General features: G+C 62.0%; 11 protein-coding genes. 9 read left to right on the top strand and 2 right to left on the bottom strand.

From position 1 onward, the window contains the following. Window positions 1–77: 77 nt before the first annotated feature. Together R6254_RS19490 and R6254_RS19495 are read right to left on the bottom strand one after the other, a co-directional pair. Window positions 78–1,838 (bottom strand): N-acyl-D-amino-acid deacylase family protein, encoded by a 1,761-nt coding sequence (locus R6254_RS19490; RefSeq protein ID WP_318409331.1) that lies wholly within the window; start codon window positions 1,836–1,838, stop codon window positions 78–80. Continuing rightward, window positions 1,819–2,694 (bottom strand): bile acid:sodium symporter family protein, encoded by an 876-nt coding sequence (locus R6254_RS19495; protein ID WP_318409332.1) that lies wholly within the window; start codon window positions 2,692–2,694, stop codon window positions 1,819–1,821. Before R6254_RS19495 ends, R6254_RS19490 begins: the two co-directional genes overlap by 20 nt. Window positions 2,695–3,074: 380 nt before the next feature. Between R6254_RS19495 and glyQ the strand changes: the two genes are divergently transcribed. From glyQ to R6254_RS19540, 9 genes are all read left to right on the top strand, one after another. Beyond that, window positions 3,075–3,980, top strand: a complete 906-nt coding sequence (glyQ, locus tag R6254_RS19500; protein WP_318409333.1) for a glycine--tRNA ligase subunit alpha — start codon at window positions 3,075–3,077, stop codon at window positions 3,978–3,980. Further along, a complete protein-coding gene (locus tag R6254_RS19505) occupies window positions 3,980–4,276 on the top strand; it encodes an antibiotic biosynthesis monooxygenase family protein (protein ID WP_318409334.1) in 297 nt (98 codons plus the stop codon). Before glyQ ends, R6254_RS19505 begins: the two co-directional genes overlap by 1 nt. Before the next feature lie 113 nt (window positions 4,277–4,389). After that, window positions 4,390–5,805 carry a tetratricopeptide repeat protein gene (locus tag R6254_RS19510; protein WP_318409335.1) on the top strand — a complete coding sequence of 472 codons (1,416 nt, stop codon included), beginning with the start codon at window positions 4,390–4,392 and terminating at the stop codon, window positions 5,803–5,805. Between the two features lie 140 nt (window positions 5,806–5,945). Further along, on the top strand, window positions 5,946–8,063 hold the full coding sequence (gene glyS, locus R6254_RS19515; protein WP_318409336.1) for a glycine--tRNA ligase subunit beta: 2,118 nt from the start codon (window positions 5,946–5,948) through the stop codon (window positions 8,061–8,063). Window positions 8,064–8,075: 12 nt separating this feature from the next. After that, entirely contained in the window at window positions 8,076–8,633 is a 558-nt protein-coding gene (gene gmhB, locus R6254_RS19520; RefSeq protein WP_318409337.1) for a D-glycero-beta-D-manno-heptose 1,7-bisphosphate 7-phosphatase, read from the top strand. 83 nt (window positions 8,634–8,716) lie between these two features. Continuing rightward, window positions 8,717–9,472 (top strand): lysophospholipid acyltransferase family protein, encoded by a 756-nt coding sequence (locus tag R6254_RS19525; protein ID WP_318409338.1) that lies wholly within the window; start codon window positions 8,717–8,719, stop codon window positions 9,470–9,472. A gap of 43 nt (window positions 9,473–9,515) precedes the next feature. Next, the gene (locus R6254_RS19530) at window positions 9,516–10,499 is read left to right on the top strand and encodes a M48 family metallopeptidase (protein ID WP_318409339.1); all 984 of its coding nucleotides are present in this window, start codon (window positions 9,516–9,518) and stop codon (window positions 10,497–10,499) included. Between the two features lie 138 nt (window positions 10,500–10,637). Continuing rightward, window positions 10,638–11,078: a response regulator gene (locus tag R6254_RS19535; protein ID WP_318409340.1), complete on the top strand. Its 441-nt coding sequence runs from the start codon at window positions 10,638–10,640 to the stop codon at window positions 11,076–11,078. Between the two features lie 123 nt (window positions 11,079–11,201). Then, window positions 11,202–15,920 (top strand): PAS domain S-box protein, encoded by a 4,719-nt coding sequence (locus R6254_RS19540; protein WP_318409341.1) that lies wholly within the window; start codon window positions 11,202–11,204, stop codon window positions 15,918–15,920. The last annotated feature ends 42 nt before the right edge of the window (window positions 15,921–15,962 follow it).

Consider the following 15,962-nt stretch of genomic DNA (forward strand, 5'->3'; position numbering starts at 1 on the left):
GTTGCTCCAGTCGCTATAAAAACAATAGCTGCTTGCGCCCGTTGTTAAAGGGCGTTGGCTACTATTTGCTTACAAAGTCAGGCCGCAGCCTGGCCCATGCGCACCAGCCGGCCCGGTCGGTGGGTCGTGATTTCGCCTTCGCGCTGCACCGCCACCCCGGCGACCCAGGTCGTCACATAGCCCTGCGCTTTTTGTAAAAAACGTTTGCCACCGGCCGGCAGGTCGCGCACCAGTGCCGGCGTGCCCATGGCCAGGCGTTGCGGGTCGATCAGGTTGAGGTCGGCGCGCAGGCCGGGCGCGATCAGGCCGCGATCCTGCAGACCCAGATAACGCGCATTGCGGCTGCTCATCATCTCCACGGCCTGCGCCAGCGAAAGTTTGTCCTGCGCGCGGCTCAGAACCCAGTGTGTCAGCATGAAGGTGCTGAAGCTGGCGTCACACACCGTGCCCACGTGGGCACCCGCATCGCTCAGGCCGGACAAGGCGCGCGGATGGGCCAGCATCTGGCGCACGGCTGCCAGTGAGCCGCTGTTGTAGTTGAAGATGGGGAAATAAACCAGCCCGCTGCCGTCGCCGGCGGCCAGGTGGTCGTACAACGCTTCCAGCGGCGTGATGCCGCGCTGTTTGGCCTGCACCAGAAAACTCTGCATCACCGACGGCTCGTAGTTGAGCTGGCCGTCCAGCGGGAACATGCGGCCACTGATCAGGTCTATGCGCGCCAACAAAATGTCCACCAGCGGCGGAATCGCCGTGCCGTCGCCGGCCAGGCGTTCTGATTTTTCGCCCAGGATACGGGCCTTGCGCGCCGGCTCACGCAGCGCGGCCGCACGTTCGACCAGCGGCAGGTGGGCCACTTCCTTGTAGCCTGGGAAACCCATGAAAGGGTGAAAACTCGCGTCCAGCCCATTGATCACCCCAATGCCGCGCGCCGCGGTCTGCAGGTAAAGCGGCAGGCCGGCCGCCACCGCCGCTTCAACGCGGGCGCGTATGGCCTCGTATTGTTCGCCGCCCGGGTCGCGCTGCAGCCAGGTCATGGACAGGGGTTTGCCGCTGGCGCGTGCCAGCTGTTCGATCAGCGCAAACTCGGCGTCAAAACCTTGTGGGCCTTTCAGCAGGTCGAAGTCGCTGACCACCTGCACCACGCCGTGAGCCAGGCCCTGGAAGGCGCCGGCAATGCCCGCAAGTTCGGCGGCACTGGCTTCGGCGGCCGGTGTTTCCTTGCCCTCAGACGTGCGGTGGTTGTCGCTGCGCCCGGTGCTGAAACCTGCCGCGCCGGCTTTCAGCGCTTCATGCAGCAGGGCGCGCATGGCGGCGATGTCTGCTGGCGTGGCGCTTTGTTGGGCCACGGCGCGTTCACCCATGACATACATGCGCAGCGGGTCGTGTGGCACCTGCACCAGGTAGTCCAGGCTGCGCGGGTCTTGGTCCAGCGCGTCCATGTATTGCGGAAAACTCTCCCAGTTCCAGCGTATGCCTTCGTGCAGCGCGGCGCCGGGAATGTCTTCGACGCCTTCCATGAGTTTGATCAAATCGTCTTCATGGCCGGGCCGCACAGGCGCAAAACCCACGCCGCAATTGCCCATCACCAGGGTGGTCACGCCGTGGTAAATGCTGGGCGTGAAGTTCTCGTCCCAGGTGACCTGGCCGTCGTAATGCGTGTGGATGTCGACAAAACCGGGTGTCAGCCACAGGCCTTGTGCGTCCACGGTTTCATGCGCGGCCTCGTTGATGGCCCCGACGGCTACGATGCGGCCAGCGCGTACACCGACATCGGCGACAAACGGCTCTGCGCCGCTGCCGTCCACCACAGTCGCCCCTTTAATCAGCAAGTCGAGCATCTTTTCCCCTCCACCAATAAGCCAGTGACAGGCCGCTCACGATATGCCAGATGCCCCACAAGCTGGCCAGCGTGACCATGCCCAGGTCGCTGTTGAATTGCACACCAATGATGCCCAGCGCCAGCCCCGAGTTCTGCATGCCGCCTTCGATCATGACGGCGCGCCGGTCTTTTTCGCTGACCCGCATGGCAATGCTGGTGATCCAGCCGAAAAACAGGCCACTGGCGTTGTGCAAGACCACAATCAGCAGCAGGGGCAGCAGGCCCAAGGTCAGCAACTGGCGCTCCTTGATCAGGCCGGCCACGATAAACAGCAGCAAGGCGATGACGGCGAAATTGCCCAGGGGTTTGCGGATGCGGGCCGTGAGCGCGGGCCACTGGTGCGACATCAGCAGGCCCAGGCCCATGGGCACGGCCAGCAGCAAAAGCAGGCTGATCCAGATGCCCGAGGGGTCGAGGTCCAGGGTGCGCAGCCAGGCGGCGGTGGCCGGGTTGCTGGCGATCATCCAGCTGAAGTTGAACGGCGTGGCAAACAGCGCAATCACACTGGCCACGGCCGACACGCTGACCGACAGCGCTGCGTTGCCCCGGCCCAGGTGGGTGATCACATTGCTCAGGCTGCCGCCCGGGCAGGCCGCGACCAGGATCATGGCGGCCTCGACATTGGGCGGCAGATCCAGCAACAGGGTGGCGATCCAGGTGCCCACGGGCAGCAGGATGAACTGCGGGATCAGGCCGCAGATCACCGCTTTGGGCGCCTGGGCCACGCGCTGGAAGTCGCCGACCTTGAGATCAAGCGCCACCGAAAACACCATGGTCGCCAGGACCAGGCTCAAAATCAGCTGTTGGGTTGTCATGTTTCGTGTCCAGCGAAGGGCAGTAAGAGCCTGTTTACGATCTCGATGGGGCCGCGCTGGCGTCTTTTCGGGATGGGCTGCAAGGCGCGGTGCGCCGCCAATAGCTGGCTATTGGCAAGCGCCGCAACGCCGCAGAGCGCCCGAAAAGGCACCAGCCCTTCGGGTTGGGGCGAAATCGGGCGATTTGCCCGCCAAACCTTTTGCATGGGCATGGGCTCATGCTGCGAGGTCTTGGCGACCAACTCATCCCGATTGCGCCCCAACGCGACCCCATGGAGATCGTAAACAGGCTCTAACAAGCTTAAACGGACGGAAGCCCCGTAAAATCAAGGGTTTACGCGATTTCGCAGACCTGCCCAGTTATTGGGGCCACTTAAAAAATGCTCACTTTCCAGCAAATTATTCTGAAGCTGCAGACCTACTGGGCTGACCAGGGTTGCGCACTTTTGCAGCCTTATGACATGGAAGTCGGCGCCGGGACGTCGCACACTGCTACGTTTTTGAGAGCGCTTGGCCCCGAGCCCTGGAAGGCCGCCTATGTGCAGCCGAGCCGCCGCCCGAAAGACGGCCGTTACGGCGAAAACCCGAACCGCCTGCAGCACTACTACCAGTACCAGGTCGTGCTCAAACCCGCACCAAGCAACATCCTGGAGCTTTACCTCGGCTCGCTGGCCGCGCTGGGTTTTGATCTGAAGAAAAACGACATCCGTTTTGTCGAGGACGATTGGGAAAACCCGACGCTGGGCGCCTGGGGCCTGGGCTGGGAAGTCTGGCTCAACGGCATGGAAGTCACGCAGTTCACCTACTTCCAGCAGGTGGGCGGCATCGATTGCAAACCCATCACCGGCGAGATCACCTACGGCCTGGAACGCCTGGCCATGTATTTGCAGGGCGTGGACAACGTCTACAACCTGCAGTGGACAGACGGCCTGAGCTACGGCGACGTTTACAAACAAAACGAGGTCGAGCAGTCGACCTACAACTTCGAGCACAGCGACGCCGACTTCCTGTTTACCGCGTTCACCGCGCACGAGAAGCAGGCCAAACACCTGATAGCGGCGCAACTGGCGCTGCCGGCGTATGAGCAGGTTTTGAAAGCCGCGCACAGCTTCAACCTGCTGGATGCCCGCGGTGCCATCAGCGTGACCGAACGCGCCGCCTACATTGGCCGTATTCGCAACCTGGCACGCGCCGTGGCGCAAAGTTATTACGAAAGCCGTGAGCGTCTGGGCTTCCCGATGGCGCCGCGCGAGTGGGTGGAACAGATGGCGAAGAAAGCCGCCTGATGATTCTGGAAGTCGCCATGCTGCAGATCAAGCCGGGAGAAACCGCCGGCTTCGAGGCTGCTTTTGCACAGGCGCAAACCATCATCTCCGCCATGCCCGGTTATCTGGGCCATGAGCTGCAGCATTGCGTCGAGCATGACCACCAGTACGTCCTGCTGGTGCGCTGGAACACGCTGGAAGACCACACCGTGGGTTTTCGCCAGTCGGCGCAGTACCAGCAGTGGCGGGCCCTGTTGCACCACTTTTACGACCCTTTCCCCACGGTGCTGCATTACACCCTGACCGAGCCGAAGTGACGCGTGGCCAGCAAGAATCTTCATGTTGAGCTGTTGGTCGAAGCGCGGCCCCTAAAGGCGCGCCACAAGCGGGGCGACGTTGGGCCTTGCCGCGCAGCAAAAGAAGCCTCGGTATGAAGCGTTTTGTCATGGCGCTGATGTTGGTGGTCTTGTGCTGCATGGGGTCGCTCTCGGCCGCGCAAGCCGGCCATCCCCAAGACCTGCGCGACATCCAGGCGAGCCAAGCCTGGACCAGCGCCGTCGCCGAGTTGAAGCTGGTTGAAGCGCGTGTGGCGCAGGACGCCAGCAACACCCAGTCTCAGCATGCCCTGGCCGTGATGCTGGACAAGATGGGCGACCTTCAACACCTGCAAGGCCAGAAAGATACGAGCCATTATCCTTACGATCCCGGTTACAGCCGGGCGCTGCTTCTGGCCCGCAATGATGTGAAGGGGAATCCCAAAAGCCGCTTGATGGAGACCGTCAAACGCATCAAGGTGACTGGGCAAAGAGACGACGAGGCGCGTGCCTGGGCGTTCCGCGATGCGGCAAGAGGCTACTACCGCGCCGCGCGTTTGATACACGAACGCCTGGCGGCTTTAGAGCCCGACAAGGACGAATGGCAGCGGGCGCTGGCGCTCAGTTATGGCAAAACAGCCCCAAGCCAGGGCAGCGCGGAGAAACGCCTGGCCCACTACCAGCCTGCGCTTGACATTCACCTGCGCCTGGCAAAACGCAACCCGGCCAACACCGATTGGCAGCGCGATCTCGCCACCATCTACGGGAAAATGGGCGATGCCGTGGAGAGCACGCAAAGCAAAGTTCCGGCGGCCTACCATGAGGAACTGGCGATACGTCAAAACCTGTTCCGCCAAGACGAAACCAACACGCTGTGGACGCGTGAACTGGCGCTGACTTTTGACAAGATCGGGAAGACGCTGAACTATTTGGGCAAACTAGCTCCTGCACGTGATGCCTACACCGACGGGCAGGGGCTGCATGAGGATTTGGCCAAGCTGGACCCAGCCAACACCCAGTGGCAAAGCGACCTGGGCACGGTTTACCTGGACATTGCCGATCTGGAAAACCGGCGCCGGGCAAAATTCCAGGGGCAGGCCTTGGCCGCTTACCAGGACGCGCTGAAAATACGCACCCAACTGCTTGAGCGGGAACCGGCCAATATCCTGTGGCAGGTTCATCTGGTGGAGATCCACCAAAAAATCGCCAGGTTTTATGGGGACGGCGGCGAGTACGCCCAGATGCTGGAAGTCAACCGGGCCGCGCAACAGCAGATGGCGTATTACGCGCAGCGTTACCCGCAAGACCGGGGCTGGCTGTTTTACCAGTTGGAGTTTTATTTCAATATCGGCTTTGAACATTTGCGTGTGCAACGAGACACCCGGCCACGTATTGCCAGTGACCAGGCGCGATTCCCGCCGGACCCGGAACGATTTGCAGCGGCCATGCTGGCCGGCGAAGCGACCTTTAAAAAGATGGTGGAAATTATTGATGTGTTGGCGCGGCAGGACAATGTCAGCCCGCAGCCATGAGGTGGACAGAAGAATAAAAGATACAGTGGTGAAAATGCGCCGCGAGGCAGGCCAGCGACTCCGGGGCGCAGCCACTTTTTACCGTTTGACCGTAACCGTAGGGCCCATGCACAGGCTGCAGGGCTGGAATTGATTTCGATATGACCGCACAAAATCTTCTTGTTGAACTGTTTGTTGAAGAGCTGCCCCCCAAGGCGCTCAAAAAGCTCGGCGACGCCTTTGCTGGCGTGTTGCTGGAGCAACTGAAAAGCCAGGGGCTGGCACCCGCCGACGCCGTGCTGACGGCGTTTGCCTCGCCGCGCCGTCTGGCTGCGCACATCACCGCTGTGGCGGCGCAAGCGGTCGACAAGTCCGTGTCGCAAAAACTGATGCCGGTGACGGTGGGGCTGGATGCCTCTGGCAATGCCACGCCCGCCTTGCTGAAAAAGCTGGCCGCGCTGGGCGCTGATGCGTCCAGCGTCGCGGGTCTGAAAAAAGCCATGGACGGCAAGGCCGAGGCGCTGTTTTACGACAGCACGGTCACCGGTGCGACCCTGGCCGAAGGCCTGCAAAAAGCCTTGCTCGAAGCCATTGCCAAGCTGCCCATCCCCAAGGTCATGACTTACCAGCTGGAAACCGATTGCGAACTGCCGGGCTGGAGCAGCGTGAGTTTTGTGCGCCCTGCCCATGGCTTGGTGGCCTTGCATGGCAGCAGCGTGGTGGCTGTGACGGCCCTGGGCCTGAAGTCGGGCAACAGCACCCATGGCCATCGCTTCGAGGCTGCTGTTGATCCGGTGGTCCTGAAAGATGCCGATAGTTATGCCGCGACCCTGGAAAAAGACGGCGCCGTGATTGCCGGTTTTGCCGCGCGCCGCGCCGAGATAGCCCGCCAGCTGGCGGCTGCTGCGGCCAAGCTTGGCGGTGGTGTCAAAGCCATTGAAGACGACGCCCTGCTTGATGAAGTCACGGCTTTGGTCGAGCGCCCGAACGTGCTGGTCTGCGAGTTCGAAAAAGAATTCCTGGATGTGCCGCAGGAATGCCTGATCCTCACGATGAAGGCCAACCAGAAGTATTTCCCGCTGCTCGATGCTTCGGGCAAGTTGAGTAACCAGTTTCTGGTCGTCAGCAACATCAGCCCGGCTGATGCCAGCGCCGTGATTGGCGGCAACGAACGTGTGGTGCGCCCGCGCCTGGCCGATGCCAAGTTCTTTTTTGACCAGGACCGCAAGAAGACGCTGGCTTCGCGTGTGGCGGGGCTGGACAAGGTGGTGTATCACAACAAGCTGGGCACGCAGGGTGAACGTATTCAGCGTGTGCGGGCCATCGCCGAAGCAATCGCCAACCGATTGAGTGTCAATGTGGCCGACGTGCAGCGCGCCGCCGAATTGGCCAAGACCGATCTGGTGACCGACATGGTTGGCGAGTTCCCTGAGCTTCAGGGCATCATGGGTCGCTACTACGCGCTTAACGATGGCTTGCCTGCCGATGTGGCCGACGCGATTGAAGACCACTACAAGCCGCGTTTTGCCGGCGACGCGTTGCCGCGCAACGCTATCGGCGTGATAGTGGCGCTGGCCGACAAGCTGGAGACACTGGTCGGCATGTTCGGCATTGGCAATTTGCCGACCGGCGACAAGGACCCGTTTGCGCTGCGCCGCCATGCCCTGGGGGTGACCCGCATGTTGGTCGAAAAAGATTTGCCGCTGGGGCTGACGGAGTTGGTTGCGGGCGCTGGCGCTGTGTTTGGCGACAAGATTCAGGACGCGTCCGCGGCTCTGGTGGACTTTATTTACGACCGTCTGGCCGGTTCGTTGCGTGAGCAAGGTTACAGCGCGCAGGAAGTCGATGCCGTGCTGGCCTTGAAGCCACAGCGCCTGGGCGATGTCGCCAAACGCCTGGCGGCCGTTCGTGCTTTTGCTGCGCTGCCCGAAGCGCCGGCGCTGGCCGCCGCCAACAAACGTGTCGGCAACATCCTGAAAAAAGCCGAAGGCACGGTAGAAGCCAAGGTCGATCCTGCCTTGTTGCAAGAGGATGCTGAAAAACAGCTTTTCTCCACACTGCAAATCGTTTCGTCGATTGCGGATGGGCATTTTGCGCTGGACGACTACGCCGCTTCGCTGCAGGCACTGGCGGCCTTGAAGGCGCCGGTCGATGCCTTCTTCGACGGGGTGATGGTCAACGCCGAAGACCCGGCACTGCGTGCCAACCGCCTCGGCCTGCTGGCCACGCTGCACCAGGCCATGAACCGCGTCGCCGATCTGTCCAAACTCGCGGCCTGATCAGGAGCCCCCATGAAACTCGTCATCCTCGACCGCGACGGCACCATCAACAGCGACAGTGACGATTTCGTCAAGACGCCGGACGAGTGGATGCCGCTGCCCGGTGCGCTGGAGGCGATTGCGCGGCTGACCCATGCGGGCTGGCATGTGGTGATTGCGTCCAATCAGTCGGGCCTGGGTCGTGGCTTGTTTGACGTGGCCTCGCTCAACGCCATGCACGCCAAGATGCACAAGCTGCTGGCGGCCCAGGGTGGGCGCATTGACGCGGTGTTTTATTGCCCGCACAGCCCGGAAGAGTCCTGCAACTGCCGCAAACCGCTGCCCGGCCTGTTCGAGCAGATTGGTGCGCGTTTTGGCGTGCCGCTCAAAGGCGTGCCGACGGCCGGCGACTCGGTGCGTGATTTGCTGGCCGGCGCCGCCGCTGGTTGCGAGCCGCACCTGGTGCTGACCGGCAAGTCGGCGCAATACCAGGCTGGCGGCCAGCCCGAGGGCCTGCCGCCAGGGACACGCTTGCACGCCGACCTGGCCGCCTTTGTCGAATTCATCCTGAATCGCGGCACGGCGGCGTGACGCTATAAAAACAATAGCTGCTTATGCCCATGTGTAAAGGGCTAGATGCCAAAAATGCTTACAAACTTGATTGACAACACGCCATGGCACTGATTCGCTCCATTCTTCATCTTTTGTGGATGGCCATCACGGTGGTGCCCTGGGCGCTGGCCGTGCTGGTGTTTTCGTTGTTCGGCAGCAGCACCCAGATTTACTGGCTGTGTGCCGGCTGGCTGCGTCTGGCGGTCAGTGGCGGCACGGTCATCCTGGGCATCCAGAACCGGGTGACCGGCATGGAAAACCTGCCCACGGGCGAAACCAGCGCCGCGGTGTTGCTGGTCAAGCACCAAAGCACCTGGGAGACCTTTTCCATGGTGACCCTGATGCCACATCCGCTGGCCTTTGTGTTCAAGCGCGAACTGCTGTACGTCCCCTTTTTCGGCTGGGCCATGAGCCGCATGGACATGATCCACATCGATCGCAGCCAGCGGGCCCAGGCTTTCAACAAGGTGGTGGCCCAGGGCAAACGCTTGATGGCTCAGGGCACCTGGGTCATCATGTTCCCCGAAGGCACACGTATCCCGCGTGGGCAAAAAGGCGTCTATAAAACCGGCGGCACGCGGCTGGCGATTGAAACCGGCGCACCCGTGGTCCCGGTCGCCGTGACCTCGGCCAAGTGCTGGCCGCGCAAGGCGTTCATCAAACGGCCTGGCATTGTCGATATCTCCATCGGCAAACCCATCAGCAGTGTGGGCCGCAAACCCGAAGAACTGATGCGTGAGGTCGAGGCCTGGATAGAAGCCGAGATGCGCCGCCTCGATCCCGAGGCTTACCCTGAAACGGCCGGCGCAAAAGCTTGAACGGCATCGCCTGCGCAGGACCCGGCAGCGCTAAACTGCCAGCATGCAAAGGCTTCTTCAGTTCACGCTTGACCTCTTTGATTCCGTGCCCGCCAAGCCCGCGGTGCAAAAACCGGATCACTCTGAAAATAAAGAGTCAAATCGGCCTCCAGCCCTTGCGGAGTATGCGCAAGAAGCTCCTGAAAGCATAGCGAGTCAGGCGCTGGCCGCCGACCCGCTGCCGACGCAGACCTTGCAGCAGTTGCTGGACCCCGCCACCTACCGCCATCCGAATGCCAGCCGCGAAGCCCTGCTGGGCGAGACCGTGGTGGCCTACCAGTTCCGCCGTGGCAAACGCCGCACCATCGGTTTTTCCGTCGGTGCCGAGGGGCTGGTCGTGAGCGCACCCAAGTGGGTGCCGCTGTACGAGATTGACAAGGCGGTGCAGGAAAAAGCCGGCTGGATTGTCGCCAAGCTGCAGGAGACCCGGGCGCGGCATACGCGGCTCGAATCCGCGCGCATTGACTGGAAAAACGGCGCGAGCCTGCCTTTCCTGGGCGCACCGGTGACGCTGGTGATCGACCCGCGCCATGCTTTTGGCGGTGTCGGCGGCGAACTCAAGACCCCCGCGGCCACCGACAGCCCGGGCGAGGCAGCGGCATCGGCCCTGCACATCGCGCTGGCGCAGGACGCCACGGCCGACCAAATCCGCGATTCCGTGCAGGCCTGGCTGATGCGTCAGGCCAAACGCCTGTTCACCGAACGCCTCGATCACTTTGCGCCGCAACTGGGTGTGCAGTGGCGCAAGCTGAGTTTGAGCAGTGCCGGTACCCGTTGGGGCAGCGCCAGCGCCGACGGGTCCATCCGCCTGAACTGGCGGCTGATCCATTTCAAACTTTCGGTGATCGACTATGTGGTGGTGCATGAGTTGAGCCACCTGCGGGAGATGAACCACAGCCCGCGTTTTTGGGACACGGTGCGCGCCGTGGTGCCGGATTACGCCGAGTTGCGCGGCCAGTTGAAGGACGAAGCCATGCCTAAATGGTAGGACTTGGTGACAAATTGCCGAAATTTGCGCCTAAGCGGCCGGGAACAGCAAGAAGATTGAACAAGTTGTTGAATTCGTGCAATATCATAAATATGACAAAAATAATAAGTTCATAACAATTCATAGTAAAGGCCCCCCATGAACGACAAACCTATTCTTGTGGTGGAGGACAATCCCGACCACCTTGAGCTCACCGTTCTGACGTTGCAGGAACAAGGGGTGCACACGGTGATCGTCACGGCGCGTGACGGTGCCGAGGCGTTGGACTACCTGTTTGGCCAGGGCGCCCACGCCGGCCGCGACACTCACAAACAACCGGCCTTCATCCTGCTGGACATGAAATTGCCCAAGTTGTCCGGCCTGGACGTTTTGCGCAGTGTGCGCCGCAACCCCTTGACCGAGCTGGTCCCGGTGGTCATGCTGACCTCGTCCAGCGAAAAATCCGACATCGTGGCCTGTTACCAAAGCGGGGCCAACGGCTTTGTTCGCAAACCCGTCGATTTTGGGGAGTTCACCGAAAAATTGAGCCGCCTGCAAGACTACTGGCTGCGGGTCAACGAGTCTCTCGCCACGGCTTGATAGCGGGTGCTGCCACCCGGCTTCGGTCCGAAGCCGGGCCCGCATCCGGCGCCGGCAGTTTTTTTCCCTTGCTTGCGTACGTCCATGACTTACAGTCGCATGACTTAAATAGCTGGAAGCAACATGAAGGCTAGGGTCAGTTTGCGTGCACGTATCGTCATGCTGGTGGTGGTGGCGATTGTTCCGCTGTTTGGCATGTCGATTTTCAAGGCCTTGCACAATGCCGACGCGGAAGTAGCGCTGGCCAGGGGTAATCTGCAGTTTGCCGCGTCGCTGGCTGCGGCCGGCCAGGAAAACATCGCCGACTCGGCCCGGCAGGTGCTGACGGTGATCGCATCCTTGCCGCTTCTGCAGGACGGCAAAAACACCGATTGCGACCGCTATTTTTCCAAGCTGACCCAGCACCTGCCCGAATATGCCAACCTGGGCCTTCTGGGGCTGGATGGTTACACCCGTTGCCATGCGCTGGGCAGCGACAAAAAGGCCTTTTTGGGTGACCGCCGCTATTTTCGCGACGCCATCGCGCAGCGGCGTTTTGTTGTCGGCCCTTACACGCTGGGGCGGCTGGCCGTCGCCAAGCCGATCATGACCTTTGCCCAGCCGGTGATCGATGCCAACGACAAGGTGACGGGTGTGGTGTATGCCTCCTTCGATCTGGACCAGATGGCCAAGTCCATCGCCGGACTGCAGTTGCCCAACGGTGCGGCCCTGGGGATTCACGACCGGGACGGCGTGTTGCTGGCGGGCAAACCCGCCTTGCCGATCCGGGTGGGGGAGATGGTCCGCGCCCCGGTTCTGCAGGACGCGGTGAAAAGCTTGAGTTCGGGGGTGCGTGAGGGGCCCGACGGTGCCGGCCAAGCGCGTTTGTGGGCCTTCATGCCCAGCAGCCCGCGGGCGGAGTCGTCGGTGTTTGTCTCGGTCAGCATGGCCCGCGACCTGATCGTCGGGCCCAGCCGCAAGCAGCTGTGGCTGGAGTTGGCGGCCTTGTCCCTGGTGGCTTTTCTCGGCGGCTGGATCGCCTGGATGATTGGCGGCCGCGCGATTGTGGCGCCGACCCGGCAAATCCTGCATGCCACGCGCGAGCTGGAGAAAGGCCATTTCAAGGTACGTGTGCCGATCCGCCACAACACGGGGCAGAGCGAGTTTTTCAGGATCGCGGCCAGTTTCAACCTGATGGCCGATTCGCTGGAGCAGCGCGAGCAGGATATGGACAAAGAACTGGCGCGCAGCCGGCAGGCTTACGAAACCCTGGAGCTGATCATCAACAGCATGCAGGAAGGCCTGATGGCGGTGGACGCCACCGGTCGGCCGCTGCTGGTCAACGACACTGCCTCGCAGCTGTTTGCCATCGACGAGTTGTCCCTGGTGCTGTCCGCGCGCTGGCCCGAGCGCCAGGGCCTGTTTGTGCCGGGCACGCAGACCTTGTATGCCTTTGACCAGCTGCCTTTGTACCGGGCGCTGCAGGGCGAGAGCGGCGGCCCTTTGCCCATCCTCGTGCGCAATGCGCGCGAGCCTGCCGGGCGGTTGATCAGCTGCAATTACCGGCCCATGCGCGGCCCGAGCAGCGTGGTCGGCGCCTTGATGGTGTTCACGGACATCACCGAGGTTGAGCGCTTGCAGCTGGAGCAGGCGCGCAGCTACGCGCAGTTGCGCGAAGCCCAGCACAAGCTGCTCAACGCCCAGCGTCTGGGGCGCATCGGCAACTGGGAGTCGAACCTGATCACCCAGGAGCTCTGGTGGTCCGACGATGCGCATGAATTGTTCGGGATGGGCCGGGACGATTTTCTCGGCAGCCGGGATGAGTTCACCCGCTTGATCCACCCGGAGGACAGGCCTGGCTACGTGCGCCAGCGGGATGCCGCCGCGCGCGACGCCTTGCCCCTGGACTCGGAGTACCGCATCATCACCCCGGCCGGTGAGATCCGCTGGATACACCAGCATGGCGAACCTTTTCTCGACCACACGGGCGCGGCGGTGTTGCGCGCTGGTGTGGTGCAGGACATCACAGCGCGAAAACTCGCGGAACAAGTGGCTGCGCGTAGCGCCGAGTTGTTGCGTCGCACCGGCGAGATGGGGAAAATCGGCGGCTGGGAAGTGGTGCTCGACGGCATGCGCATGGCCTGGTCGGAGCAGGTCTACCGTATCCACGAGGTGGACCCCGCCACGGCGATCACCATCGATTCCGCCTTTGCTTTTTACGCGCCCGAGGCGCGAGCGACCATGAACCGCGCCGCGCGGGCTGCCGCGGAACACGGCACGCCCTGGGACCTGGAGTTGCCGCTGGTGACCGCCAAAGGCCGGCGTATCTGGGTACGGACCCAGGGCCAGGCCTTGATGCAGGATGGCACGGTGGTGCGCGTGGTGGGCGCGCTGCAGGACATCACCGAGAAACATGAGTCGCAAGAACAACTGCGGCTGTTGGGGAGCAGCATTGCCCGCTTGAACGACATCGTGCTGATCACCGAAGCCGATCCGCTGGGCGAGCCGGGACCACGTATCGTGTTTGTCAACGATGCGTTTGAACGCCGCACCGGCTACAGCCGCGAGGAGGTGCTGGGCCGGTCACCGCGGTTTCTGCAAGGCCCCAAAACGCAGCGCGCCGAACTGGACCGCATTACGGCGGCGCTCCGGGAGATGAAGCCGGTGCGTGCCGAGCTGATCAACTACAAGAAAAATGGTGAGGAATTCTGGTTGGACCTCGACATGGTGCCCCTCGCTGATGCCCAAAGGAAGTTCACGCATTTCGTGGCGATTGAGCGCGACATCACCAAACGCAAAAAGGCCGAACAAGCCCTGATCGACAGCGAACAGCGCTACGCCGCCCTGTTCGAGTCGGCACCGGTGCCGATGTGGATCGTCGATTTCGAGGTCCTGGGGTTTCTCGCGGTCAACGAGGCGGCCCTCGATAGCTACGGTTATTCCCGGGACGAATTTTTGGGTCTGACCGTCACCGATATCCTGCCCGAGGCCGAGCAAGAGCGCCTGAAGAAACATCTGGCCAGAGGCTTCCTGGACGGCGCGCACCGGTGGTTTCATGTTGACAAGGCGGGCCAGTCGTTTCCGGTGGAGACGGTCTCGCGTGCCATCGTCTACCTGGGGCGAGAGGCCCGCTTTGTGGTGGCGAACAATATCGCCGCGCAACTCAAGGCCGAGAACGATGTGCAGGCCCACTTGTTCACCCTGCAACGGGCCGCCGATGCGACCCAGGCAATCACCAGCCACCGCAGGCTGGAAGCCACCATGCAGGAGACCGTGGACCAAGCCAGGGCCGTGGTGGGCGCGCACCAGGCCGTGGTGAGCCTGACGGCCAAGGGCGACTGGGCGCAGACGATCAATGCCGTGTCCCTGACGGACAAATATGCGAACTGCCGGGATTTTGTCAGCCAGTCTTATGGCAGTGGGCTCTGGTCGGCCGTGTGTGAAACCAACAGCCCGATGCGGTTGACGGAGGCCGAACTGGCGGCGAATCCACGCTGGCGCGCCGTGGCTGGTGAGGCCGCAGCCAAACAGCCGGCGATGCGCGGCTGGCTGGCGGTGCCGCTGACGGGCCGCAATGGCGAAAATATCGGGCTGCTGCAACTGACCGATAAATACGAGGGCGAGTTCAGTTTGCAGGACCAGTATGTGACGGTCGAAATCGCCCAGCTGGCCTCCATCGCCATTGAAAATGCCAAACTGTTTGAGCAGGTGCACCAGCTTAACCAGGGGCTGGAAGCCAAAGTGGCCGAACGTACGGCGGCTTTGGAGCGGCAGGAAGCCTTGTTCCGGGCCCTGGCTGAACAGGCCCCGCAAGTCATCTGGACCATAGACGCCCAAGGCCGGGTGACTTACCTGAACCGGAAATGGTACGAACTGATGGGCGGCACGCTGGCGGACTGGCAGGGCAGGAGCTGGATGGCGGCGATGCATCCCGACGACTTGCCTGACATGGCCGCCAATTGGGAAGTCTCACGCCGAAGCCTGACACCTTTTATGGGTCTGCGGCGGCTGATGGTCAGGGATGGCACTTGCCACACCATGTCTTACCGGGCCTCCCCGGTGCTGGATGACAGCGGCGAGGTCTTGTTCTGGGTGGGTATCGATGCCGACGTGAGTGAGATCAAGGCGATCGAGGCCGCGTTGCGTCTGTCCAACCAGGAGCTTGAAGCTTTTTCCTATTCGGTGTCGCATGATCTGCGTTCCCCTTTGAACACCGTGGACGGCTTCAGCCGCCTGCTGGCCAAACAGCTGAGTACCGGCCAGCCCAACGAAAAAGTCCAGCATTACCTGTCGCGTATTCAGGCCGGCGTGGCGCAGATGGGGCGGCTGATCGAGGATTTGTTGTCGCTGGCGCAAGTCTCACGCATGCAACTGCGTTATGAAACCATCGATCTGAGCGCGCTGGCGCGCGAGATTGCCGACGAATGCCGGGTTCGCAACCCCGAACGCAAGGCCGAGATCAGTGTCGAAGACGGCTTGCGGGCCCAGGGTGACGGGCGGTTGATTCGCGTGGTGATGGAAAACCTGCTGGGAAATGCCTGGAAATTTACTTCTCAGCGACCTTCTGCCGTTATTAAGGTTGGACACACCACAGACGCTGCCGGCGTCACCGCTTTTTTCGTCCGGGACAACGGTGCCGGTTTTGACATGGCTTATGCCGACAAGCTGTTTAATACTTTTCAGCGCTTGCATGCGGTGACCGAGTTTCCGGGGACGGGTGTGGGCCTGGCGACGGTCAGTCGGGTGATTGGCCGCCACCGGGGTCAGGTGTGGGCGGAGGCCAAGCCGGGCCAGGGCGCCACCTTCTTTTTTACCTTGCCCGGGGCACCAGCCCTGAAGCGGGGATTGTTAGAAGAGGCTTGAAAGTGACCGAGAGTTAGCCCAATTGAATAAACCTATTAATCT

Source organism: Polaromonas potterensis (genome assembly GCF_033446725.1).
Taxonomy (GTDB): domain Bacteria; phylum Pseudomonadota; class Gammaproteobacteria; order Burkholderiales; family Burkholderiaceae_C; genus Polaromonas.

What these genes read in the sequence shown, in the direction of transcription:
- R6254_RS19490 (WP_318409331.1), bottom strand. Translation starts at nt 1,838, where the DNA reads ATGCTCGACTTGCTGATTAAAGGGGCGACTGTGGTGGACGGCAGCGGC.
- R6254_RS19495 (WP_318409332.1), bottom strand. Translation starts at nt 2,694, where the DNA reads ATGACAACCCAACAGCTGATTTTGAGCCTGGTCCTGGCGACCATGGTG.
- glyQ (WP_318409333.1), top strand. Translation starts at nt 3,075, where the DNA reads ATGCTCACTTTCCAGCAAATTATTCTGAAGCTGCAGACCTACTGGGCT.
- R6254_RS19505 (WP_318409334.1), top strand. Translation starts at nt 3,980, where the DNA reads ATGATTCTGGAAGTCGCCATGCTGCAGATCAAGCCGGGAGAAACCGCC.
- R6254_RS19510 (WP_318409335.1), top strand. Translation starts at nt 4,390, where the DNA reads ATGAAGCGTTTTGTCATGGCGCTGATGTTGGTGGTCTTGTGCTGCATG.
- glyS (WP_318409336.1), top strand. Translation starts at nt 5,946, where the DNA reads ATGACCGCACAAAATCTTCTTGTTGAACTGTTTGTTGAAGAGCTGCCC.
- gmhB (WP_318409337.1), top strand. Translation starts at nt 8,076, where the DNA reads ATGAAACTCGTCATCCTCGACCGCGACGGCACCATCAACAGCGACAGT.
- R6254_RS19525 (WP_318409338.1), top strand. Translation starts at nt 8,717, where the DNA reads ATGGCACTGATTCGCTCCATTCTTCATCTTTTGTGGATGGCCATCACG.
- R6254_RS19530 (WP_318409339.1), top strand. Translation starts at nt 9,516, where the DNA reads ATGCAAAGGCTTCTTCAGTTCACGCTTGACCTCTTTGATTCCGTGCCC.
- R6254_RS19535 (WP_318409340.1), top strand. Translation starts at nt 10,638, where the DNA reads ATGAACGACAAACCTATTCTTGTGGTGGAGGACAATCCCGACCACCTT.
- R6254_RS19540 (WP_318409341.1), top strand. Translation starts at nt 11,202, where the DNA reads ATGAAGGCTAGGGTCAGTTTGCGTGCACGTATCGTCATGCTGGTGGTG.